The sequence below is a fragment of the Simiduia sp. genome, from assembly GCF_058345725.1.
This window is the reverse complement of the sequence record NZ_JBTUOC010000032.1, coordinates 102,173-125,079: the sequence shown is the minus strand read 5'-3', so window position 1 is coordinate 125,079 and position 22,907 is coordinate 102,173. Positions and strand designations below refer to the sequence as shown.

At 56.9% G+C, this 22,907-nt stretch carries 27 protein-coding genes and 1 other RNA gene; 11 read left to right on the top strand and 17 right to left on the bottom strand.

The window, feature by feature from the left end; genetic code table 11:
• Positions 1–175: 175 nt before the first annotated feature.
• From ACW8F6_RS08175 to ACW8F6_RS08165, 3 genes are read left to right on the top strand one after another with little or no spacing between them, the layout of a single operon-like run.
• A complete protein-coding gene (locus tag ACW8F6_RS08175) occupies positions 176–1,534 on the top strand; it encodes a glycosyltransferase family 4 protein (RefSeq protein ID WP_491575362.1) in 1,359 nt (452 codons plus the stop codon).
• Complete coding sequence (locus tag ACW8F6_RS08170; protein ID WP_491575361.1) at positions 1,521–2,234, top strand: class I SAM-dependent methyltransferase; 714 nt, start codon at positions 1,521–1,523, stop codon at positions 2,232–2,234. Before ACW8F6_RS08175 ends, ACW8F6_RS08170 begins: the two co-directional genes overlap by 14 nt.
• A complete protein-coding gene (locus ACW8F6_RS08165) occupies positions 2,231–3,310 on the top strand; it encodes a prenyltransferase/squalene oxidase repeat-containing protein (RefSeq protein ID WP_491575360.1) in 1,080 nt (359 codons plus the stop codon). The genes ACW8F6_RS08170 and ACW8F6_RS08165 overlap by 4 nt, the downstream gene beginning before the upstream one ends.
• Positions 3,311–3,333: 23 nt before the next feature.
• Here ACW8F6_RS08165 and ACW8F6_RS08160 read toward each other — a convergent pair whose 3' ends face one another.
• Entirely contained in the window at positions 3,334–3,957 is a 624-nt protein-coding gene (locus ACW8F6_RS08160; RefSeq protein ID WP_491575359.1) for a class I SAM-dependent methyltransferase, read from the bottom strand.
• Between the two features lie 76 nt (positions 3,958–4,033).
• Here ACW8F6_RS08160 and ACW8F6_RS08155 point away from each other — a divergent pair, with 76 nt between their 5' ends.
• Positions 4,034–4,756, top strand: a complete 723-nt coding sequence (locus ACW8F6_RS08155) for an acyltransferase (protein ID WP_491575358.1) — start codon at positions 4,034–4,036, stop codon at positions 4,754–4,756.
• 86 nt (positions 4,757–4,842) lie between these two features.
• Complete coding sequence (locus ACW8F6_RS08150) at positions 4,843–5,424, top strand: hypothetical protein (RefSeq protein WP_491575357.1); 582 nt, start codon at positions 4,843–4,845, stop codon at positions 5,422–5,424.
• Positions 5,425–5,448: 24 nt separating this feature from the next.
• Here the strand turns inward: ACW8F6_RS08150 and ACW8F6_RS08145 are convergent, their stop codons facing one another.
• The 3 genes from ACW8F6_RS08145 to ACW8F6_RS08135 form a co-directional block, all read right to left on the bottom strand.
• On the bottom strand, positions 5,449–5,895 hold the full coding sequence (locus ACW8F6_RS08145) for a pilin (protein WP_491575356.1): 447 nt from the start codon (positions 5,893–5,895) through the stop codon (positions 5,449–5,451).
• Positions 5,896–5,909: 14 nt separating this feature from the next.
• The gene (locus ACW8F6_RS08140; protein ID WP_491575355.1) at positions 5,910–6,068 is read right to left on the bottom strand and encodes an I78 family peptidase inhibitor; all 159 of its coding nucleotides are present in this window, start codon (positions 6,066–6,068) and stop codon (positions 5,910–5,912) included.
• Positions 6,069–6,560: 492 nt separating this feature from the next.
• Positions 6,561–7,460: a TolB family protein gene (locus tag ACW8F6_RS08135; protein WP_491575354.1), complete on the bottom strand. Its 900-nt coding sequence runs from the start codon at positions 7,458–7,460 to the stop codon at positions 6,561–6,563.
• A gap of 391 nt (positions 7,461–7,851) precedes the next feature.
• On the opposite strand from ACW8F6_RS08135, the gene ACW8F6_RS08130 reads away from it, so the two are divergent.
• Positions 7,852–8,841: a transposase gene (locus tag ACW8F6_RS08130; RefSeq protein ID WP_491575353.1), complete on the top strand. Its 990-nt coding sequence runs from the start codon at positions 7,852–7,854 to the stop codon at positions 8,839–8,841.
• A gap of 577 nt (positions 8,842–9,418) precedes the next feature.
• Here ACW8F6_RS08130 and ACW8F6_RS08125 read toward each other — a convergent pair.
• From ACW8F6_RS08125 to ACW8F6_RS08070, 12 genes are all read right to left on the bottom strand, one after another.
• A complete protein-coding gene (locus ACW8F6_RS08125; RefSeq protein ID WP_491575352.1) occupies positions 9,419–10,471 on the bottom strand; it encodes a type 1 glutamine amidotransferase domain-containing protein in 1,053 nt (350 codons plus the stop codon).
• Positions 10,472–10,577: 106 nt separating this feature from the next.
• On the bottom strand, positions 10,578–11,876 hold the full coding sequence (locus tag ACW8F6_RS08120; RefSeq protein WP_491575351.1) for a sensor histidine kinase: 1,299 nt from the start codon (positions 11,874–11,876) through the stop codon (positions 10,578–10,580).
• Complete coding sequence (locus ACW8F6_RS08115; protein ID WP_491575350.1) at positions 11,869–12,558, bottom strand: response regulator transcription factor; 690 nt, start codon at positions 12,556–12,558, stop codon at positions 11,869–11,871. The genes ACW8F6_RS08120 and ACW8F6_RS08115 overlap by 8 nt, the downstream gene beginning before the upstream one ends.
• 127 nt (positions 12,559–12,685) lie before the next feature.
• Positions 12,686–12,940, bottom strand: a complete 255-nt coding sequence (locus ACW8F6_RS08110; protein WP_491575349.1) for a superinfection immunity protein — start codon at positions 12,938–12,940, stop codon at positions 12,686–12,688.
• Between the two features lie 34 nt (positions 12,941–12,974).
• Complete coding sequence (locus ACW8F6_RS08105) at positions 12,975–13,388, bottom strand: helix-turn-helix domain-containing protein (RefSeq protein WP_491575348.1); 414 nt, start codon at positions 13,386–13,388, stop codon at positions 12,975–12,977.
• Positions 13,389–13,604: 216 nt separating this feature from the next.
• Complete coding sequence (locus ACW8F6_RS08100) at positions 13,605–13,826, bottom strand: RNA-binding S4 domain-containing protein (RefSeq protein ID WP_491575347.1); 222 nt, start codon at positions 13,824–13,826, stop codon at positions 13,605–13,607.
• Positions 13,827–13,870: 44 nt separating this feature from the next.
• Positions 13,871–14,371, bottom strand: a complete 501-nt coding sequence (locus ACW8F6_RS08095) for a GNAT family N-acetyltransferase (RefSeq protein WP_491575346.1) — start codon at positions 14,369–14,371, stop codon at positions 13,871–13,873.
• On the bottom strand, positions 14,368–14,895 hold the full coding sequence (locus tag ACW8F6_RS08090; RefSeq protein ID WP_491575345.1) for a PliI family lysozyme inhibitor of I-type lysozyme: 528 nt from the start codon (positions 14,893–14,895) through the stop codon (positions 14,368–14,370). The genes ACW8F6_RS08095 and ACW8F6_RS08090 overlap by 4 nt, the downstream gene beginning before the upstream one ends.
• 14 nt (positions 14,896–14,909) lie before the next feature.
• A complete protein-coding gene (locus ACW8F6_RS08085; protein ID WP_491575344.1) occupies positions 14,910–16,157 on the bottom strand; it encodes a UbiH/UbiF/VisC/COQ6 family ubiquinone biosynthesis hydroxylase in 1,248 nt (415 codons plus the stop codon).
• Between the two features lie 4 nt (positions 16,158–16,161).
• Positions 16,162–17,382, bottom strand: a complete 1,221-nt coding sequence (gene ubiH / locus ACW8F6_RS08080) for a 2-octaprenyl-6-methoxyphenyl hydroxylase (protein ID WP_491575343.1) — start codon at positions 17,380–17,382, stop codon at positions 16,162–16,164.
• Between the two features lie 7 nt (positions 17,383–17,389).
• Positions 17,390–18,739, bottom strand: coding sequence for a Xaa-Pro aminopeptidase (pepP, locus tag ACW8F6_RS08075; RefSeq protein WP_491575342.1), 1,350 nt, complete (start codon positions 18,737–18,739; stop codon positions 17,390–17,392).
• A gap of 6 nt (positions 18,740–18,745) precedes the next feature.
• Positions 18,746–19,306, bottom strand: coding sequence for a UPF0149 family protein (locus ACW8F6_RS08070; RefSeq protein WP_491575341.1), 561 nt, complete (start codon positions 19,304–19,306; stop codon positions 18,746–18,748).
• 228 nt (positions 19,307–19,534) lie between these two features.
• On the opposite strand from ACW8F6_RS08070, the gene ACW8F6_RS08065 reads away from it, so the two are divergent.
• The 5 genes from ACW8F6_RS08065 (at position 19,535) to ACW8F6_RS08045 (ending at position 22,572) form a co-directional block, all read left to right on the top strand.
• Positions 19,535–19,744 (top strand): TIGR02449 family protein, encoded by a 210-nt coding sequence (locus ACW8F6_RS08065; RefSeq protein ID WP_491575340.1) that lies wholly within the window; start codon positions 19,535–19,537, stop codon positions 19,742–19,744.
• A 3-nt stretch (positions 19,745–19,747) separates the two neighbouring features.
• Positions 19,748–20,044 (top strand): cell division protein ZapA, encoded by a 297-nt coding sequence (locus ACW8F6_RS08060; protein ID WP_491575339.1) that lies wholly within the window; start codon positions 19,748–19,750, stop codon positions 20,042–20,044.
• Positions 20,045–20,082: 38 nt separating this feature from the next.
• Positions 20,083–20,261, top strand: a non-coding RNA gene (gene ssrS, locus ACW8F6_RS08055) — 6S RNA.
• A gap of 19 nt (positions 20,262–20,280) precedes the next feature.
• Positions 20,281–20,871 (top strand): 5-formyltetrahydrofolate cyclo-ligase, encoded by a 591-nt coding sequence (locus ACW8F6_RS08050; protein WP_491575338.1) that lies wholly within the window; start codon positions 20,281–20,283, stop codon positions 20,869–20,871.
• Positions 20,872–20,928: 57 nt separating this feature from the next.
• Positions 20,929–22,572, top strand: a complete 1,644-nt coding sequence (locus ACW8F6_RS08045; RefSeq protein WP_491575337.1) for a methyl-accepting chemotaxis protein — start codon at positions 20,929–20,931, stop codon at positions 22,570–22,572.
• Positions 22,573–22,725: 153 nt separating this feature from the next.
• On the opposite strand, the gene ACW8F6_RS08040 is transcribed toward ACW8F6_RS08045, so the two are convergent.
• Positions 22,726–22,863, bottom strand: coding sequence for a hypothetical protein (locus ACW8F6_RS08040; RefSeq protein WP_491575336.1), 138 nt, complete (start codon positions 22,861–22,863; stop codon positions 22,726–22,728).
• Positions 22,864–22,907: the final 44 nt, after the last annotated feature.

The following is a 22,907-nucleotide window of genomic DNA, read 5'->3' as shown; positions in this document are numbered from 1 at the left end:
GGCGCCATTTGGGGCCGCCCGGGGGTTCCCGGCGCACCACACGGCTGTGCCGGCCCCTGACTCCCAAGTCGGGCTTTTACATTGGCGTCGCCTGACCCACTCTCTATAATTGGTCACTCTTGGCCTTGGCCGCATTTCGCTATAACCTCTGCAATCACCCAAATCGAACCGCCCTATGAACGCACGTACGCTCGCCCAGGCCCACATAGATTCCGCCCAGGCACTCCCCGATTTGGCCGCAGACGGGCAGCCGGCCTTGCGCATTTGCCTGCTGGGCTATCGCTCGCACCCCTTTGTGGGCGGCCAGGGCATTTACCTGCACTACCTGAGCAAGGCACTGCTGGCCTTTGGCCATCAGGTGGATGTGATTTCCGGCCCGCCCTACCCCGAGCTGGTCGACGGCGTGTGGCTGATTAAATTGCCCAGCCTCGACCTGTTCGCCGTGGAAGAACCCTTTAAGGCACTCAAACTCGCGCACTTAAAAAGCTATACCGACACCTATGAATGGTGGTCAAAAATCACCGGCGGCTTTGCCGAGCCCTATACCTTTGGGCGCCGGGTTGCCAAATATTTGAAGCGCCATGGCCACCGCTACGACCTGGTACACGACAACCAGTGCCTGGCCTGGGGTCTGCTCGACATCCAAAAGCGCGGCTTGCCGGTGGTGGCCACCGTGCACCACCCCATTACCCGCGACCTCGAGCTAAAGCTGGCCGCCGAAAACAACTGGGGCATGCGGCTGCTGATCAAACGCTGGCACTCATTTCTAAAAATGCAGAAAAAAGTGGTGCGCCGCCTGAATCACGTGATCACCGTATCCGAACAATCGCGCGCCGATATCGCCGCCTGCTTTGGTCGACCGGAATCCACCATCGACCTGGTGCACAACGGCATCGACACCGCCGTATTCAAGCCCGACCCGCACGTCGAAAAAACACCCTACAGTCTGATTACCACCGCCTCCGCCGACCAACCCCTGAAAGGGTTGCGCTACCTATTGGAAGCCATGCACCAACTGCGCCCCCACTATCCTGCGCTCAAGCTGACGGTCATCGGCAAACTCAACCCCGGCGGCGAAACGGAGCAACGCTTAAAAACCTTGGAGCTGGAAGACGCCGTGGAATTTGTCTCCGGCATTAGCACCGAAGCCTTGGTGGCGCGCTACAACCAAAGCCAGATTGCCGTGGTGCCGTCGCTGTACGAGGGCTTTGGTTTACCGGCCGGCGAAGCCATGGCCTGCGGCTTGCCGCTGGTCGCCACCGATGGCGGCGCCATTCCCGAAGTGGTGGGCGATGCGGCCCTGAGCGTGCCCGCCGGCGATGCCAACGCCATTGCCCAGGCGGTGTCGCAACTATTCGACAAACCCGCCTGGCGCCAGCTGCTGGCGGAAAAAGCTCGCGCCCGCATCGAGAGCACCTTTTGTTGGCAGCGGGTGGCCGCGCAATTGACGCAGTATTACCGCCAGCAACTCCTGGCGCCTACTGCTGCGTCCACGCCAAGCACAGCACCGGAGACCGTCAATGCTCACGGTTGATTTCAAACATTTCCCACTCAACCCGGGTGACAAACTGCTGGATTTGGGTTGCGGTGAAGGGCGTCACGCTATCAACGCCTACATCGCCGGCGAAGTAGACGTTTACGGCGTGGATCTATCGCTGACCGACTTGGCCACCGCGCGCACGCGTCAACAACCCTTTGCCGTGGCAGACGCCAATCGCAGCTTTCATCTTCAGTGCGCCAATGCACTCGCCCTGCCCTTTGGCGATCATACTTTTGACAAAATTATCTGCTCAGAAGTGTTGGAACACCTGCCCGACTACGCCAGCGCACTCGCGGAAATTCGACGGGTGTTAAAGCCCGGAGGGCTACTTGCCATTAGCGTGCCGCGCGCCTGGCCAGAAAAAATCTGTTGGTATTTCTCCACTGAGTACCATCAAGTGGAAGGTGGCCACGTGCGCATTTTCAACGACAAAGCACTCGATAGCGAAATACAACAACGGGGTTTTGCGCGCTACAAAAAACACTGGGCCCACGCGCTGCACTCGCCGTTTTGGTGGCTCAAATGCCTATTTTGGGAGCGCCAGGATCAATCGCGCCTGATTCGCGCCTACCACAAATTGCTGGTATGGGATTTAATGCAAAAACCCTGGCTAACCCAGACCTTGGAAAAACTTTTAAACCCCATCATGGGGAAAAGTGTGGTGATGTACTACCGCACAGAGGAATCACAGTGACATCGCTACTGCTGCAAAAAGGCCGCTATCCCAAGGCGCTACTGGCGCCCACTGTCAATTATATTTTGACGCAACAATTTGAAGACGGCTGCATTCCCTGGTACCGCGGCGACAAAGCCGATCCCTGGGATCACACAGAGGCTGCCATGGGCCTGTCGATTGCCGGCGAGTGGGCCGCGGCCGAGCGCGCCTACCAATGGCTGGCCGACCGGCAGCTCGCCGACGGCAGCTGGTGGAACCACTACCGCAACAACCAGCCACTGTGTAAAGAAAAGCGCGAGACCAATTTCGTGGCCTACGTAGCCACCGGCATTTGGCACCACTACCTCATAACCCAAGATCGCAGCTTCTTGCAGCAGCACTGGCACATGGTGCGCCAGGCCATGGCGTTTGTGCTTTGCTATCAAAGCGAATACGGCGATATCGACTGGGCCGTAGACGAGCGCGGTTGCGGCCTGGGTGACGCCCTGATTACAGCCAACAGCTCTATCGCAAAAAGCTTGGAGTGCGCTGTCAACATAGCCGTTACCCTGGGCGAAAATTGCCAGCCATGGCGCCGTGCGCGCGCGCAAATTATCCACTGCTTAAAGTACACGCCCGAGCGGTTTGACCGCACCTGGGAAAGTAAGGCGCGCTACTCCATGGATTGGTTTTACCCCGTGCTCACGGGCGTGATCACCGGCGACGAGGCTAAAGCGCGCATTGACAGCCGCTGGAGTGAGTTTGTTGAAATGGAACTGGGCTGCCGCTGTGTGAGCGATGAACCCTGGGTCACCATCGCCGAAAGCTGCGAGCTGACCATGGCCTTGCTGGCCATTGGCGATCACGCCCGGGCCGTCAATTTATACAGTTGGCTACACCAGTTTCTAGACGCCGATGGCGGCTATTGGATGGGTTATCAATTTCGCGATAAAGTGATTTGGCCCGAGGAAAAAACCACCTGGACCAGCGGCGCCATTTTGTTGGCCGCAGACGCCCTCACCGAGCATACGCCGGCAGCGAAATTGTTTACCCAAACCCAATTGCTGGACGCGGCGCCCAAACTGGCGCAACCGCGCCAGTCGCTCACGCGCTAGAAACTGATACAAAGCGTTTAGCCCTACAGGCGGCGCAGCACGCCCAAGGTATTGATCATGGGTAGTTGTTCGAACAAGCCCGAGGCGAGCGCCAGTTTTAAAATATCGTAGGGCGCTTGGCCGCCGTCGGCGGGGTTTGGAAAAATATCGTGAATTAACAGCAAGCCACCCGGCATCACGTGGGCGGCCCAACTCCGATAGTCGGCCAGCGCGGTTTCATAGGCGTGACCACCGTCGATAAACACCAGCGCCAGGGGCGTCGCCCAATGACGGCCCGCCACGGCGGAGAGCGCCACGACGGGCACCACGGTATCCTCTAAGCGCGCGCGTTGCAGGGTGTCGCGGAAGGTGCGAAAGCTGTCCATCTTTTGCGCCTGGCCGTCGTACAGTTCTGGGTCGTGGTACTCCTCGCCCAGCTGATGTTCCTCGGAGCCGCGGTGGTGATCCACGGCGAACAGCGTTTGGTCGTTGTGCTGACAAGCGGCGCCTAAAAACACGGTGGACTTGCCGCAGTAGCTGCCCACTTCCAGGCAGGGGCCCATCTGGCTGGCCGTCAGCGCCAATTGATACAGGCCCTCGCCTTCATCATCGGCTAAAAAACCTTTGACGGAGTGAATATCAAAATTGGGGCAGTGTTTAAGTTCCATGGTTGCAGCTCTGTAAAAATAACAGCGGCAAGCTTAACGCAAATTTGTAAAAAAATTGGAGCAAAACCCAAGAGTCATGCGAAAAAATAATCGCCCCTACGCGCTCAAGTGGCTGAGCAACCGTATAAATCGCTGCTACACCCGCCGCCATCTCAAACCGCAATTCGATAGCTGCGGGCGCGGTCTGCAGGTGGTCAGCCCCTGGAGCGTGAGTGTTTTCGGCGCGCGCATCCACTTGGGCCAATGCGTGCATATAATTTCTGCACGCCACAATCCCGTGCAATTTACCTGCTGGTCGGGCAAACAGAGCCAGGGCGAAATTCGCATTGGCGATCATGTGTTAATTTCACCCGGCGTGCGCCTTGCCTCCAACGTCGGCATCACCATTGGCGACAACAGCATGCTGGCAGCCAATGCCTATATTTCCGATTCCGACTGGCACGGGCTGTATAACCGCACTCGGCCCTTCCGCTGTTCAAAACCGGTCACCCTGGGCAATAACGTTTGGATTGGCGATAGCGCCATCGTGTGCAAGGGCGTCACCATTGGCGACAACAGCGTGGTGGGTGCCGGTAGCGTCGTCGCCAAAGATGTACCCGCCAATGTGGTGGTTGCCGGCAACCCCGCCAAGGTGGTCAAAACGCTAAATCCAAACCGCAAAATGCTCACCCGGGCCTCGCTGTTTCAAAACCCCGAGCACTACTATCGCAATCAGGATCAATTGGACAAGTATGTGATGGGTGGCAATAGCTGGTGGAATTGGGTGCGCTCCGTCATTTCACCGTCGCAACAGGATTAATCTTGGACGTTGTATAAGCGCCGCCATTGCCGGCGCGCCCACACGCTGGTAACTTGCCTATTCACACTTAAGCTCGCGGAACTGTTATGACCACACCTCGCACGTTTGTCGCGGCCCTGCTATTCAGCGCCAGCGCAGTTGCCACTGCCGCCCCTGCAACCGAACACATCGCTTTTTTTGACAGTTTAAAGCCACTGTGTGGCAAGGCATTTGCCGGCCAGGTGACAGTAGACAACGCACCGGGCGGCGGTTTTGAGGGCAAGCCATTGATCATGCATGTGCGCCAATGCAGCGATAACGCAGTGCACATCCCCTTTCACGTGGGAGAAGACGCGTCCCGCACCTGGGTGCTCACGAAAACCGAGTCCGGCCTGCAACTCAAGCACGACCACCGCCACCGCGACGGCAGTGAAGATGATATCAGCCAATACGGCGGCCACACGCAGGAGGCCGGCTGGGCGCAGGTGCAATCCTTTCCCGCCGACGACTTTACCAAAGCCCTGTTTGTGCGCGCGGGCATCCCGCAATCGAACGGCAATACCTGGCAGTTTTATCACTACCCCAAAGTCTTTAGCTATCGCATGGTGCGCGAGGCAAGGGAATTTCGCGTGGACTTTGATCTCACCAAACCGGTCGAGGCACCTGCCGTGCCCTGGGGCTGGAAGTAAGCGCGGCAATCGCCCTTGGGAATTTTACCGAGCGGTGCCGCTAGCGTCAGATACTGTGACATAGGGGCAGTTTGGCACTGCCCGGTAGCTGGGCGTAAAACATTCCCAGCGAACGCCCTGGCGTGCATCGATACTGGGAATCAGCTCAATCCTGCCATTGTGCACGCCCGATTTTTTATCGTAGGTCAGGGTAATAATACCGCCCTCCGAAATAGCAACGCGGGTTAGCGAATGCCCCTTAAAGCTATTTGGCGGCGGCAGCTCTGCGGCCTGGTTAGAGGATGGAAACTCTCCGTGCATCTGGTAATGCATAGCTACCTGCATTTTTACCCGCGCGCCTATCGCCAATCCTTCACTGAGATAGGCCAACGCTTCGTAGCGCGCCGTGCGGGCGCTGCTGTACCACTCATAACAGAGAATAGCCAATACCACCAATAGCAGCGGCGCATAGTTTTTTATTGCAGAGTTCATAGCTGGACGCCGCCCTACCCCTTCCAAATGCGCACAATTTTTCGGGTATCCGACAGCTCAATATTCACGCGCTCTGGTATATGATCCTGAGTCAGAAATTCGCCCGTTGTATAGATTCGAACCTGCTTTCCTACCAGCGTTGCTATCAGTTCATCGTGCACATCATTGCCCATAACGCGCTCCTGCTTGTGGGTATTAAATAGTGAGTCAGTGTCTAATGGCGGATTTTCCGAGGATGACCCAGAGTAACAATGCGCGAACATTGCGATAAAACCAGGCTTTCACTACCACCTCTCCTTCCACTGCAGGCACCTAAACTGCTCTACACCAATACTGCCGCTCAATTCAAGTCGCCCGACTATATCTTACTCTGCCCTGGCTAGCGTGATTGTGCCGAAGTTGGCTGCCCGCGCAATCCAGCAAACCCCGGCGCTCAATTCTAGCGAAGTAAGTACAACAAACCTACTTTTAACTGTTTTATCGTTACATACTAGAGGACGTTGTTCAGTCTTATCAATCTCTTGCAGTATATGCGCATACGGATATTTCAGTGAGCGCCAATATGGCACTACCATCGGGGCTATTGGTTACCATAATGTATCCTACTAAGCAGAATCACTGCCGCCACATTGAACTCACCGAGCGAAAAGTAATAGTCAATCGCTCTATAGCTTAGGCCTTACCGCCTCAACAACGTCAGTGCTCACCCAATAGATATTGGCAAATCCATCTGCTTCATCCCTACCAAAAAACAGGTACTTGCCATCTGGTGTGATAGTGGGTGTTTTTTCATTTGCCGGTGTATTTACCGATGCACCTAAATTGATTGGCGACGACCAGCCGCCATCCTGCAGCCTAAAGCATACATAGAGATCACTGTTTTTAGTGTTATCGGCAGATTCGGTTCTTGCATTCATCACCAGGTAATCTTGTGATGGCGCAATAAACGCGTGCACTCCAAAAGCCAAGCCAACGTCTTCAACAACCATAGAATCATTGCCGCTGGCTTGCGCGCGATAGGTCTTTCTTTGAGATAAGTTATAGTAATACAAGTCGCCATTTTTCGCCTGGTTGGGATAAAACACCTGCTCATCGTTTACGGGAGAAGCTAACCTCTGCGCATCACCCCAGGCGCCTGCAGATCGCTCGACGTACCAGATTCGCGTGTCCGACAAATCCGTATTAAGCCCCGTAAAGTAGATTCTCTTGCCATCAGGACTCACCGATGGATGAATCTCCTCGGCTTTTTCGCCTTTGGTAAAGTCGGCCTTTTTAATAGGCGACCATTCATTCCCAACTCGCCGGGAAAAATGGATGCTTGTCTCACCTTTTTCATTATTTACACCGAAGTACACCTCATCCAGTTCGGGCGAAGATGAAATTGCCCCCTCGTACCGACCATTGATGGATACCAGCCCCGGCGCAAATACTTCTGCCACAAGGCCTGGCAATTTTTGACCCAAATAGTGCCCCCCTACCTTTTGCATGGCCTGCTGCGCGCTCACACCACAACTTACAACCAGCGCGGAAACCAACAACGCCACTGATTCTCGTTTAAATTTCATACGACATCCTTATTATCTCAAATTTATAGGTGCTGCTGAGTAAGTTGCACTTTATCCAAAGGCTCAGAAATTCCATAGAACACACCGAGTTCAGTTGAAGCGTGGTCATTGCGCAGATGCAACTTCCAAAGCCTAACGTTTGTAACATAGAAAAAACCAACACACCAAAACATTGGTATCGCCTCACCCCGCCAGCAGCTCACTCGGTCTCAAAGAATTTACATATCTGGGCATCCATCATATTTTCATACCTGGACACCCATTATTTTCATACCTGGACACCCATCATAAGAAATTGTCATTAATCCTCAGGACAAAACCATACTTGCTACCCGTGGGCGACACGGCATTTATTCGCTACAAATACGCATCCATCTACCGGAGCTCAAGGATGACAAAGCCGCGCAAACAACTGATCAATGCTGACACAACTCCCTACTACCATATTGTCTCGCGCTGCGTGCGCCGTAGCTTTCTGTGCGGGGTTGACGCTCAGGGCAATAATTTCGAACATCGACGGCAGTGGATAGAAGACAAAATTCTGGCCCTGCCTCACATCTTCGCCATTCACGTCTGTGCCTATGCGGTCATGTCCAATCACTACCATCTGGTATTGGAAATTGATACAGCACAATCTGAAGCCTGGACCACAGAGGAGGTTATCCAACGCTGGCACCAGCTATTTAAAGGCAACCTTTTTAGCCAACGGTCTATTAAAGGCGAGCAGTTGACGCGCGCAGAGCAAGAGGTATTAGACAGTTGCGTGTTAGTCTGGCGCAGCCGGCTAACCGATATCAGCTGGTTTATGCGCCAAATTAACGAGCCCATCGCCCGCGAAGCCAACGCAGAAGATAAGTGTACCGGGCGATTTTGGGAGGGCCGCTTTAAATCCCAAGCTCTGCTGGATGAAAAAGCGCTCGCCGCCTGCATGGCCTATGTAGACCTCAACCCCATCCGCGCCAAGATGGCGAAAACCCCAGAAGATTCCGACTACACCAGCGCACAGCGACGCACTCACAAAGCTAAGCGTGCCCACAACCCCAACCACACACAGCAACAAGCCAAGTCACTTAGGCCCTTTGCCGGAAACCCAAGGCAAGACATGCCCGTCGGGCTGCCCTTTCGGTTAACGGACTATTTAGAACTACTGGATTGGACGGGCAAACAAGTACGCGCCAACAAACGCGGAGCCATCGCGGCCGAATTGCCGCCCATACTGGAGCAGCTAGCTATAGATCCAAAGCATTGGCTCTACAGCGCCACGCAATTTGAAAGCCGGTTTAAAGGATTGGTAGGCGGGGTGTATAAGCTCAAGCAAGCCTGTCAAAAATTAGGCTATCAACGCACACCGGGGCTGGGCAGCTGTCGACTGCTGAGTTAAATAATTCGTACCCCCCTGCGATCTTTTCAACTGCCAGAGGCAGGATTAGCTGACACCTCAAAAACCAGATTTTGGCGCGTAAAATGGCGCTCTCTATCTTTATCCTATTTTGATTTCAATCGACCGATGTAGAGCCAAATAGATTTATCGAAATAATAATATCTTGGCTGTCCTTTTTATATGCTCTTTTTATATGCTTTTTATATCGTGCGAGAATTTTCCGAAACATACCCCATAACCTTTCGATTTACCTATAATATATGCACTTTATAGACCTAAAACCGAACTGATAAAATGAGACCACGCGCCTGACTAATGAGGCCAAAAGCCATCCATAAGGGCGCGGTGAGCTAGTTAGTGTGCGCATAACCTGTTGTCGCCGATACCTGCCTTTCACCACTTTAGCGACGTGCGCGGCCGCAGGATTATAAGACTCGCTTTTTGTAGCGCAGTTAGTTGCCTCCTACCAATCCGACAACAGGCAGGCCAGGTTAATTGTCGCCGTTACTCGACCGCTCACGCCTGTGGGCCTGCCCCGTGGTCTACAGCGGCCTTACCGCGTTGACTGCTAAAACCGCTAGCGGGCTGCCAGCCCCTTGGCCTTTACCAAGAGCTGCAACTGCTCGATGGCTCGCCCAAATTCACCCTGCATCAGTGACACAATAAAGTGCATGGCCAGCAGGGTGCGTTTAGGTGCAATAGCCTGCTGTGCCAGCCACCGCTCAGCTGCCTCGTCCCCTTCGGTTTCCAATCGCTGTAATAGGGTAACCGACTGTTCCTCGGCAGTGATCGCCCGTGGCACCGGCACATAACCCAGCGCGGCCACGGTAGCCTCGGCCACTGTCCATACCGACCACGGGTTTTGGCCGGTGATAAGATCGCCGTCCACAACCACATGATGTAAATACAATGGCCCTCGGCTAAATTCCGCGCCTTTCGTTATGAGTTCGTCCTCCAATAAAAAGCCAAAGCGGGTGCGGGCATCGGGTAATAGAAACAATTCTTCGGCGTTGCTAAAGCCGGTGACTTTGCGGCCCGCGATGGAAGGTGCATTAAGCAGAGCCGCCGGGCCGTGGCACACCGCGGCCACCACACCGCCGCGCGCAAACTGAACCGCTAACAGTTGAGCGATGTGCGGGTTGTCCGGAAAATCAAACATGGTGCCCTTGCCGCCGGCAAAGTAGACAGCCTGATAATTGTGCGGATCAACCTTGGCCAGCGGCAAGGTTTGCTGGTATTTTTCTCGCGCCACCGGATCGTTCAAAAATGCGTAATCAAACACGCCCATGTCGTCATCGTCGAGCACCATAGGCGCGTAGCCACCCTGCGGGCTGGCCACATCAACCTGATAACCATTGGCAGTAAATACGTAATAAGCGCGCGACAACTCTGTTAGCTCGTAGCCTGTGGTTTTATCGGTACCTGGGTAGTGATCCTGACTGGTAACCACAATCAGAATATTGCCGCGGGTTGGCGCGAGCGCATTGACTACATAGGCGAGCGATTCGGGCTGGGTATCGGGCAGTTGTTTTACGTCGACCTGACCGCTGAACAAACTGAAGAACCAATAGATGGCAACAAATACAGTGGCGCACAGCGCACCGATTGCCAGTAATAATTTTTTCCACATTGCATCGCACTCCGTGACAGGGTTAAAGGAACCTAATTAACCACTGCAGTGTCGCTTTGCACCCGTGAAGCGAAGGTGAAAATTCCGGAGAAATAAACGTGGCGGACTAGCGGATGTCGATCCGCACCGCAAATTGATTGTCGGTGTCCTCGTGGTGTAACTGCCAGCCCAAGGCCTGCGCCAAACGCGCAGATAAACTCAGGCCCTGCTGCATGCCGCTGCCGCGCCCCGTAGCCATTGCCACTGTCGCTGTCGCTTCTGTCGCTGCCGAGCAGGCGTTACTAAAACGGATGCCGGTGTCGGTCAACGCGATGCAAAGCCGCTGATCACTGCCGTGCAGGTGCGCGTTTTGAATCAGGTTTTTAAATAACAACAGCACCGGCCGAGCGTGCGCATTCACCTTCACGGCGCCGGCGTTTTCGGTGCACACCAGTTCAATGCACAGCGACGGCGCATACTCGGTCGCGTCCACCATGGCCTGCTCTACCAATGCCAGTAGTGCAATGGATTGCGTGGGCAGTGGTTCCTGGCGCGCCAACGCCAGCAACATATCCAAAAGGTGCACCGCCTCACCCACGGCGACTTGCATGCGCACCCAAGCCAGATTGGCGACCGGCTCGCCAGTTTCGCTACCTAAGCTTGACGCCGCCGTGGGCCTCTCATATTCACTGCCAAAGGGCGCCGCCTGTGCCTGCAGCGCCAATTGATTTTGCAGCACCGTTAAGGGTGTGCGCAGTTCGTGGCTGATATCGCGCGTAAACGCCTGCTCGCGCGCTAGCGCCGCCCGATAGGCCCTGTTAATGTCGGCTAACTGCTTGGCCAATTGGTGCAACTCATTGTTGGCCAGGTTGGGCGCCACGCAATTGCCGCGCACACTTGGCAATGGCTGGGCTTGGTAGTCCCGTAAAATGTCGCGCAGCGGTTGGGTCGCGCGCCGGGCCGACAAGTAGGCAAACCAGAGTGCAAGCGCTAGAGCCAACATCCAACAAAGACCCAATACCGCAAACCACACCCCCGAGAGTCGCGACACCACCAACAGCGCGCCGACTTCCGCCACCAGCCAGCCACGCCCATTGTCCAACCGGCGCACGTGGTAGTGACTGGTATCGGCAGTGTGCACCTCTGAAATATTGGGATTCAGACTGAGCTGTGCGACCACCGCGCCGGGCGCCTGCTCGATGCGTGTAATCCATTGCACGCCCGGTGCTACGGCCACCACCTGCCCATCGCCCGGCACAGGCGCGCGCGCCATGGCGGCGGCTTGCTGGGTTAGCATGGCATCGATAATGCCGTCCTCAACGATGTAGGCCAGCAGTAATGACAGTGCCGCAAAGAGCAGGCAGACGGCCGTGATAATAGCGGCAAACGAAAGAAAAATGGTGCGGTGCAGGGGCCGGTCAGCCATCGCTAACAGCCTCCAAACGATAGCCGACTTGGGTAACGGTGGTCAGCATGGGTGTGACAAAGGGTTTGTCCAACGCCTGGCGCAAAGCGTAGATGTGGCTGCGCAAGGCATCGCTGGCCGGCGGCTCATCGCCCCACAAAGCGTGGGTCAGAGTTGATCGCGTTACGGCTGCCGGGTGCGCCTTGGCCAGCTCCAGTAAAATGTTAAAGCCCAACTGGGTCAACTCCAGTAGCCGGCCCGCGCGGTATGCGCGGCGCTCGTGCACCTTCAAGAGTAAATCGCCAATTGCTATCTCGCCCTGCTGGTGCAGCGTGTGACGTCGACACAGCGCTTCACATCGCAGCGTTAGTTCGGGCAGCAGGAAGGGTTTGGTGAGGTAGTCATCCGCACCGGCGTGAAAACCCGCCGTCTTGTCATGTAGGCTGTCGCGCGCGGTGAGCATTAACACCGGCAGCGCCTTGGCCGATTGCGCCTTGAGCGCGCTGCAAACGGTCACGCCGTCGCAATCGGGCAGGCCCAAATCCAGCACCACCACATCGTAGTGATTGCGCGCAGCCAGTTGCAGCGCCAGCGCACCGGTGTCGGCAAAATCACAGTGCCAGCCGAGCGATTCCACATATTCGGCCAGCTGTTGGCGCAAGGTGGCATTGTCTTCCACAAATAACACCACAGGCTTGGGCATGACTGATCACTCCGGTTCAGACGACACAGGCGCGCAACGGCGCGCGCCGACCTAATCACACTAGTGCTAAGGCCGTGAAATGGCCGTGAAATTTACCGGCCATTGCACAGGCATCAGCAGAGCAGCCTTAAGGTTCAGCCTGTTCCATCGGCGAGCGGTAGCGCGCCACGACCTTCCCCGTTGTCGCCCAAGCCAGCAGCGCGCCCCAGGCGATAAAGGATAACCCTGCCGGGATACAGGCCAGCGCAATCCACTTTGCCTGCTTGCGATTAAACACCAGCGCTAACAAGGCCGGTAGAAACCACAGGGCCAAAAGCCCGACAACCACTGCAATGGCTGAGTGGCCATCAAAATTTGCCACCACTTGACTGAAATATTCCATGGATATTGCCTCGCGTAATAGTTAATGGGGCGCGCTACCAGTAGGCGCGCTCGTCGATATAGGCCATTAATTTGGCATCCAGATAGGCGCCAAAAAACGCCATGCCAACCACCAGCGCAGGCTTGTCCAATAGCAGCGCCACCACGCCCCCCGCCAGCATCAGGTACTCCAACACCAACATGTGGCTGCGCCGCCGAACGCCGAATAAGAATAAACGAATAAACCAGGGCTCAGCGCGCCAGCTGGCAGATGCTTTGTCGATCACAATAATTTCCTCCGTCAGAGTGTCGATACTCACTTCAAACACGGCGGCGAGACTCTTCAAGGTTTCCATGCTGGCATTGTTGCCGGCCTCCACCCGCTGCACGGTGCGCATGCTAAGACCGGCCATTTGGGCCAGCTGCTCTTGCGACCAATTGCGGCTTTCTCTGAGTTTTTTAACGATCATGAATGTCTTGCCTCCGTGGACAGCACTGTGGAGAATTTCGGCGCATGTCGGTGACGCCAGTTGGGCGACACAGCAACGACACCAACATAAGCTATTGAAATTATTGATGTTTTTATTTTTAGAAAATTTGGGCGTCGAGCCCCTAAAACACCGACGCGGCAGCGTAATTCACCGCAGAGCTGACCCGCAGGACCGCGTCAGCCGGGGAAGCAGCGCTTAATCCGCCTGCTGCAACACCATCTTTAAGGTCTCACCTTCGAACTCGATCACATCGCCACCTACTATCTGCCGGCGCTTGCGCAATTCCTGTTCGCCATTGACGGTGACCAGGCCCGCGGCCACGGCGTTTTTGGCTTCCGCGCCACTGGCGCACAGGCCTTCAAATTTTAGGATTTTGTAAAGCTCTACCGGCTCGCGGGTAATGATGACGTCTTGCATAGGATTCCAGACAGGTCTGATGAAAGTTCGATTGTGCTCGGCGGTTAGTCGAGCGGTTTTTGCATGAAGGTGGCCTTGCCCATGGCGGGGTCCAGCTCGTAGCCGGCAAAGCCCAATCGCTCATAGAGCGCCATGGCGCCGGTGTTGCCGGTCAGCACTTCGAGTGTCAGTTTGCAGCAGTTGCGCGCTCGCGCATGCTCGGCCAGCGCACCAATGAGCTGCTCGCCAATGCCTTGGCCGCGCGCAGCCGGCAGCACGGCCAAATCGTGAATGTTAATCAAGGGGCGCGCCGCAAAGGTGGACACGGTTTCGAAGCCGTTGATCAACCCCACAGGGGCGCCGTCCAGATAGGCAATAAAACTGATGGCATTGGGCGTTTGCGCGAGCAGCGGCAATAGCGATCTGCGTACATGGTTCGCCAGCGGTTCGCCACCGCCCATAGGGTCCTGCGCGTACTGGTCGAGCAACATGAGCAGGTCTTGGCCCTGCTGTGCATTGCCGTAATCAACGCGCGCGATGGTCAGCGCAGAGGGTGCCTGCGTCATGATTGCCCCACTGTCTTTTTATCCGCGCCAGCCGATTCGGGTTCAAGTGCATTCAACCCGCGGATTTGCGCCTTGATGGCTTCAATAATATCGACACCGGGCAAAAGGCTGTCGACACTGGCAATCACACTGAGATCGCCATCCAGGTAGTGCCACGCATGGGCCGTGACATAGCTGCCCGTGCCGGCGCTTTCGAACACCGCCACCAATTCTTCCAACTGATCGCCGTCCACATCGGCCAGCGACACCGAGTGTAGGAATCCGTCGCGAGCAAAGATTTCACCGCTCAAAAACACATCGCGCGCGCCGCCACCGTCGCCGTGCTGGTAGATGCGCACACTGTAACTGCCCATGCTTTTAGGCTCGGCCGCACCTTCGGCCACCACCGCATAAAGCGGTTGCGCCAGGCTGCTTTCACCCCAAACCGTGGTTAACTCGGTGGACTCGCCGCAATTGATATCCGCGCTAAATTTGCAGCCAGCCAAAACCGCGACGGCCGCCAGCAGCAGCCACCGGTAGCTCACACGTAACGCCATCTTCACTGTGACTTCACTCCCATCGCTTGATTAATTAGCAGGCGCTTTAACAGTGGCTGTTTATCCACCTGTCGCAGCCCCTCGTTGCGCAACCACCGCAGCCAATGGCTGTCGGCGCCAAATAAGTGTTTAAAGCCTTCCATGCCCGCCATGGTCAACAGGTTGTCGGCCTTGCGCGCGCGCTGGTAGCGGCGCAGTGTGGCCATACAACCCAGCGGTAAGCCGCGCGCCAACGCCCGTTCAATTTCAGCCACCAATGCGCCCACGTCTTTCAGGCCGATATTGACGCCCTGGCCGGCAAGCGGGTGGATGGCGTGCGCAGCATCGCCCACCAAGGCCAGCCCCGGCCGACAATAATGCAGCGCGTGGCGCTGCCAGAGCGGAAAGCTAAAACGCGGATCGACCGCGGTAATTTCACCCAGGCACGCTTCAGAGGCGCGAGTCAGGGCCGCGCAAAATTGGGCGTCGTCGAGCGCCATTAACTCTCGGGCCTTGTCGGTGTCGGCGGACCACACGATGGAGCACTGGTGACCCGGCTCTGCGCCGGTAGTTAGCGGCAACAGAGCCAAGGGCCCAGTGGCCATAAACCGCTGCCGCGCCACCTGATTGTGCGGCCGCTCGGTGGTGATGGTGGTGACAATACCCTGCTGCCCGTAGTCCCATTCCCGCACATCGATAGCTGCCAAATCGCGAATGCTGGAGCGCGCGCCATCGGCGGCAATCATTAACTGCGTGCGACAGCGCTCGCCATTGGCCAAGTGCAACTGTACCGAGCCAAACAGATCGTCGACGCCGCACTCGGGCAGCTGTAATTGGCTCACGCGCTGGCCAAAACGCAATTGCACATTGGGCTGGTAACTTAACGCCTGCTGGAGTTCGCTCACCAGCAAGGAATTTTCCACAATAAAACCCAATTGCGCGCGATCCACCAAAGCCGCATCAAAATGAATACGCCCGGTGCCCTCGCCATCCCACACGTCCATGTGCGTATAGGGGCTCACGCGGGCGGCGTTGAGTCGCTCCCACACCCCTACCGACTGCAACAGCGTTACGGAGTTTTCGGTGAGGGCCACCACGCGTGGGTCTACCTGGTCGGGCTGAAACTGTGTGGCGGCCGGGCTAGCTTCCAGCACCTGTATCGATACAGCCGGCAGCCGACGCGCCAAAGATAATCCCAGCAGGGCGCCCACCAGACCCGCCCCCACGATGGTGATATCGGATTGGTGCTGCTGATTACTTGTGCTATTCATGTCGTTATTTTGCTCCGCGCGCCCACAGGCCGCGCCCCATGGATTGCTCCGCCAACAGCTGCTTGATTGAAGGCAGCGCCTGCAGCGCCATCAATCCCAACTGGCGCGGCAGAAAACGCAGCCAATGACTGCTGCTGAACCAGCCCACCAATTGATGACTGTATTGCACCGTCAACCACTGATCGCGCGCGCGCGCGTCGGCGTAACGCTGCAATGAGGCCAACTGACCCAGCCGCTCGATGCCGTGCGCCTGCACGTCCGCCGCCAGTGTATCCACCAAAGCCGCAAGGTCGCGCACCGATAAATTAAACCCTTGCCCGGCCACTGGGTGCAAAAAGTGCGCGGCGTTACCCAACAACACCAGGTGCGCGCGCACCTGCTCGCAGGCTTCGTGCAACACCAACGGGTAGCTGTCGCGTTTACCCACGGCCAAAAAATTACCCAGCCGATCGCCAAAATGTGCCTGCGCCGCGCGGCAAAAATCCGCGTCGTTCAATTGTGCGCACTCGGCCTGTGATTTGGGCAGCGTCCACACCATGGCCAGTTGATGGGGGTCGGCCAAGGGTAGCAGCGCCATGGGCCCATCCTCGGTAAACCGCTCGAAGGCGCGCCCGCCGTGCGGCAGTGATACCTGCACATTGGCGATGGCGGCGCATTGCTGATAATCCGTTTGGCGCACGGCAATACCCAATTGTTTTTTTAAGGTGTCGTTGGCGCCGTCGGTCATGATTAGCAACCGCGTCGTGAAACTGCCGGTGTTAGTATCAATGCGATAGCCGCCCGCTTGCGCGTGCAATCGCTGCACAGATTCCGGCGCTCTAAGCTCGATTGCCGCATTTTGTGTCAATCGTTGCATCAGTGCCTGACCCAGTGCTTGATTGGGTACCACGCGCCCAAGGCATTCGAGTTGATGCTCTTCGGCGCGAATATGTGTGTGCCCCCAGTGGCCGCGATCGCTTACCTGCACCTCGGCAATGGTGCCACTCACCTGGGCCAGCTCGTCTTCCAAGTGCAAGCTGCGCAACAGATCCCAACTACCGGCGGCCACCGCCGTGGCGCGCTGATCAAAGCTCGGTTGAAGCGCGCGGGCCTGGGCAATGTCGAAACGCTCGAGCAGGCGGATGCGCAGTTGCGGCAGGCGCTGCGCCAACAGCAGCGCCGCCGTAGCCCCAACCATGCCGGCGCCAATGAGGGTTACATCTGTATCGAAATGGGGTTCGGTCATCGTCTATTCACAGTAGTTGTCGCTGTGGGCCACTGGCGCGCGCTTCGGCCATGAACTGTTCGATATCGGCGCAGGTTTTCGGCACGCCATCGCTCAATACGCGGGCGCCCGTGCGAGTAATTACCACATCGTCTTCGATGCGCACCGCCATGCCGCGCCACTTTTTAGGCACGCGCTCATCGTCGGGCCGAATGTACAAACCGGGCTCAACAGTCAGTGCCATTCCGGGTTCTAACACCCGCCATTGATCGCCAATACGGTAGTCGCCCACGTCGTGTACATCCATACCCAGCCAATGGCCGATGCGGTGCATGTAATAGGTTTTATAGGCGCCACTCTCGATTAACGTCGACACCTTGCCCTGCAAAATACCGAGCGCCACCAAGCCTTCCACCATAATTTGCACGGATATCTCGTGCGCTTGGTTCCAGTGGGCGCCCGGCTTCAATGCATCGATGGCAGCCATTTGCACCGCCAGCACCAGTTCGTACAACTGCTTTTGTGCCGGGCTAAAGGCGCCGCTCACGGGGAAGGTGCGGGTGATGTCGGCAGCGTAGCCGGCCCATTCGCAGCCCGCATCGATTAACACTAAGTCGCCCGCGCGCAGCGGTGCGCTGTTATCCACGTAGTGCAAAATACAGGCGTTGTGGCCACCGCCCACAATACTGGGGTAGGCCAGTTGACGCGCGCCCTGGCGGGTAAACTCGTACAGCAGCTCGGCCTCCAGCTGATATTCCATCATACCGGGCCGGCACTGCGCCATGGCCCGCCGGTGCCCCGCTGCGGAAATGTCGCATGCTTTTTGCAGCGCGCGTATTTCGGCGGCGCTCTTGTACAGGCGCATATCGTGCAACAGGTGATCTAAATCCAAAAACTCGCCCGTGGCGGAAGCTCCCGCCGATACGTTATCGCGAATGCGCTGCACCCAATTGACCACGCGCCTGTCGAACACCGGGTCTTTACCCATGGCGTAATAAACGCGATCGCGGCCCTCGATCAGACCGGGCAGAATGTCGTCGATGTCGTCGACAGGAAAGGCATCGTCTGCGCCGTGAAGGGCAATGACACCCTCCGGCCCCGCGCGCACGCCGTCCCAGATTTCTTTGGCGGGATTGCGCTCGCGACAAAATAAAACAAACTCGCCGTGAGCGCGGCCGGGCAACAATACCAACACCGCTTCCGGCTCAGCAAAGCCTGTCAGGTAGAAAAAATTGCTGTCGGGTCGAAAGGGAAAATCGGTATCGCGCGAGCGCACCTTAACGCTGGCCGTAGGGACAATGGCAATGCTGTTGGGCTCCATCATCCCCATCAGGTTATTTCGCCTGCGGGCAAACTCCGCTTTGCCAATCGCCGTCATTGATGGTCAGTGCAGCTTGGCTTTATGGGTAAATTCGAGGTACAGCGTCAGCACGGCCATGCGCAAATACTCGACAACTTCCATATAGTTGGCCTCGGCTTCTTGCTCGGGCGTTTCCTCATCCGCTTCCACCTGGGCCAGGGCAGCGATGTCGCGCAGCGCTTCGGCGGCCTCGGCAGAAAATTTTGCGTCGCCCTTTAACCCGGCGGTACCAAAGCCGTGCAAAAAGCTGCTACACCAGCCCGCCAGCGACTGAACGCGCATGTCGAGGCCAATGGCGTCATCCGGCAACAACAGCGCCAAACTGAAACCCTCGCCATTCAACTCGTCAATGGTGGCGCTTAGCAGGTCGTCCAGCGCCTGGGCCAGCAAGGGGTCTAACGCTTCAACATCCATCAACTGCTTAGCTAGCGCATGCCAATCGGCCTGCGTTAAGGTGGCCCCGGCGCTCAAACGGCCACACACCACGCCCTGCAAATCGGTGGGACTGGCAAGCGACTTTGCCTGCAACAGCAGGTCGGCAAAGTCATCAAATTGAGGCAGGGCGGAAGCGGAAGAATCGGTCATTGGGCCATCCTGTAAAAATAAGGCGCCATGCTACCATGTTTGCGCCGAAAACCGTGTCCTGAGCGCGCAAGATGCCGTGGCATTAACCATCACAAAGAATTAAAAAGTTCTTTAATTCCGGCAACCTAGAACACATTTACTAGAATTAACTTCAACAAAGATTGACCCTTCACCTAGGCATGCATATAGTTACCGCTACTGACACTGCCCCAACTGTATGAGTTACCCATGGCCGAATCACAGTTAGCCCAACTCGACGCCAAGCTCAACCAGCTCATCGAGCTGTGCCAGCGCCTGGATCGGGAAAACGCGGCCTTAAAAGCCCGTGAGGCCACTTGGCAGCAGGAAAAGTTGCGTCTGGTGGAGAAAAACGAGCTGGCCCGCTCGCGGGTTGAAGCCATGATTAAACGTCTGAAAAGCTTGGAGTCCGAGGGCTAAGCCATGAGCAAACCCGCCAGCAATGCCGTGATCGTTCGCATTCTTGACCGAGAATACCAAGTGGCCTGCCCCCCAGAGGAGCGCAACGCCCTGCAAGATGCCGCCAAGCAACTGGACCAGCGCATGCGCGACATTCGCGCATCGGGGCACGTCATTGGCCTGGAGCGCATCGCCGTCATGGCCGCGCTCAACTTGAGCCACGAACTGTTGCAGGCCAACAAACAATCCGAGGCCGCCAGCCTGCCAGATATTTCGCCGCTGCTCAGCCGCCTGGATAAAACCCTGGCACAATTTGAATAAGCCCTGTTTTATCGACCCCGCTTTGCGTTAAACTGTGCACCTCCCTGAGGTGTTCGTTTGTCCGGTAAGTCCTCGAGCCGATAAATTGATACCCGGCGGCGTCTCGCTGGTGTTGGTGTGCATGTCCGCGCGACGGAAAGCCTGATTCATCACAGATTCCGCCACCTTGAACCATCGGGTTCAAGGCCAAGCCGGCTACGGCATTCTCGGGGTCCTACCGCAAACGTGTACCCGTCATGGCCAACACAGACGAACGCCAACAGCTCCGCTCACAGATGCGCGCTCGCCGGCGGGCATTAAGTGCCGCCGCACAAACTCGCGCCGGCATCGCATTGGCCACCCACCTCAGCCAACACCTTTGGTTCCGACAGGCGCACCATATCGCATTTTATTTACCCAATGACGGCGAGATAGATACCCGTCCCCTGCTGCAACTCAGCTGGGCACTGGGCAAACAATGCTACCTGCCGGTAGTCACGGACCGCCGGCAATTGCATTTCCGCCAGGTACGCGAACACACGCGCTTGGTTAACAATCGCTACGGGATTGCCGAACCTCCTCAGGGCGCACCCTACCGCCCGCACTGGCTACTGAATTTAATTCTCCTGCCCTTGGTGGCCTTTGACCCCACTGGCAACCGGCTCGGTATGGGCGGCGGCTACTACGACCGCACCTTTGCCAGTCACCCCCACCGCCCACGCCCTAGCGGGCGCCGCTTGGGTCTCGCGCACAGCTGCCAACGCGTGTCAGCACTGACCCGCGCGCATTGGGACATCCCGCTGCACGCTATCGCCACAGAATCTAAGTTGCTGCCTGTATCCCGCTAATCCTTGCCTATACTTTTTTGGCGACGCCTTTATCTGCTGGCACTGTGGGGAAATTGTATGGCTTGGTTTCACAACCTGTCGTTTCGCTGGAAAATCAGCATCCCGGTGGGGATCATGCTGTTGCTGCTGTTGTTAGCGGGGCTCAACGGTTTGCTGATTCAAACCAAACTGGCCGATAACAGCCGCGCACTCGGCGAAGTGTATCTCAGGGCCATGGATCTACTGTTGCAGGCCGATCGCGATATGTACCAGGCGCAATCCGCCGAGCGCGGGTTAATTTTCCTGGACGCCAGTCACAGCGGATACAGCGCCCTGCGCGATGCGGTCGACGAAAATCAGACGCAGGCGTTAGAGCGCGCCTTGAAAGCTGCCAGCCTGTCCAGTGCCGTGGCCGACATTGCCCCGCCACAGCGTATGCGCCAACTGCACACGCGCTGGGTGGACGGCGTGGCCGCGACACTTAAACAACGCGCGCTCACCGATGCCAACGACACGCAATTGGTTGCACAGAGCTTCGGCGCCAACCAAGCTAATTTCACCGCCCTGCGCGATCTACTGGATCAAGCGGGCGAGGCGCACCAACGCGCGGCCGAGGAATTTATTCGCACCACAGAGGCAGACAATAGCGCCGCGGCACTGCGCGCCAACCTGCTGCTAGTGGGCGGCGGGGCGCTGGGGTTGGTTATTTTGTTATTTTTGCCGCCGCTGTTTACCAGGCCACTCGTGCAAATAAATGCCACCATGGCCAACATTGCCGAGGGCGAAGGCGACCTCACCAGCCGGACGCGCCTGAATACGGAAGATGAGCTGGGCAGCCTGTCGCGCAGCTTTAACCGGTTTATGGACAAGCTGCAAAATACCATTGGCACCGCCAAAACCGATGCGCAGTTGGTATTGGACTCAGCTACAGATATGAATGCGCTGGGCGAGGCCAATCTGGAAGCCATGTCGAATCAAAACCGCGCCATTCGCGCCGTGGTGGCCTCCGTTGCCGAGCTGTCGGCCACCGTGGCCGAAATCGCCGAAAATACCAACATCACCGCCGACCAGGCGCGCAAAGCCAATCAACTGACCCAGCAGGGCAGCGCCAAAGTCAGCAATACCATGGAGCAAATCGCCGAGCTCGCCAAAGAGGTGGACGCCACCTCCGAACTGATCGGCAATGTGCAGCAGCAGGCCAGCGAGGCCAATTCCGTATTGGACGTGATTCGCGGCATTGCCGAACAAACCAACCTATTGGCGTTGAACGCCGCCATCGAGGCCGCGCGCGCCGGCGAACAGGGCCGCGGCTTTGCCGTGGTGGCCGATGAGGTGCGCACGCTGGCGAGCAAAACACAGGACTCCACTCAGCACATCCAAAGCATGCTCAGCGCGCTGCAACAGGGGGTCGGAAGCGCAGTCAGCGCCATGCAGGGCGCCAGTCACAAGGCGCTGGAAACGGTGGACTCAGCCAATGCCGCCAACGACGCCCTGGCGGCCATCGCCGACGCCGTCGGCCAAATCACCCAGATGTCGATTCAAATTGCCACTTCTGCCGAAGAGCAAAGCGCGGTGATCAACGAGGTGAACAGCAATCTGGGCAATATTGATCAACAATCTAAAGACACCACAGGCCGCATTGGCCGGGCCGCGGAAGCCAGCCGGGAACTGGATTCGCTCGCCAAAAGTTTGCAAAAACTGATGGCCGGCTTTCAGTGCTAGACAGCCAAACTCAGGCCGCCAAAGTCAGGCCGCCAAAAACAGCAAAGGTGCACCCTAAGGCACACCTTTGTTGATACAACCTATTACCGCAATCTAAGCGATTACTGCTATTGATCGCCATACCACACCAGCCTGCGCTGGGGAGGCCTATCCTTAGCGAGTTGCCACACCTTGCATCAGCGCGGTGGGCACCTCAGGTTCCTGCTCAAACCAACTGCTATTAGTGAGACCGGTTACCAACACCCCAAGGGCAAAAACCAATGCAGTGATGGTCAGAACGTCAACTTTCATGACATCACCTTTCTTGTTTTTTGTTTACTGCGTTTTAAGACAAA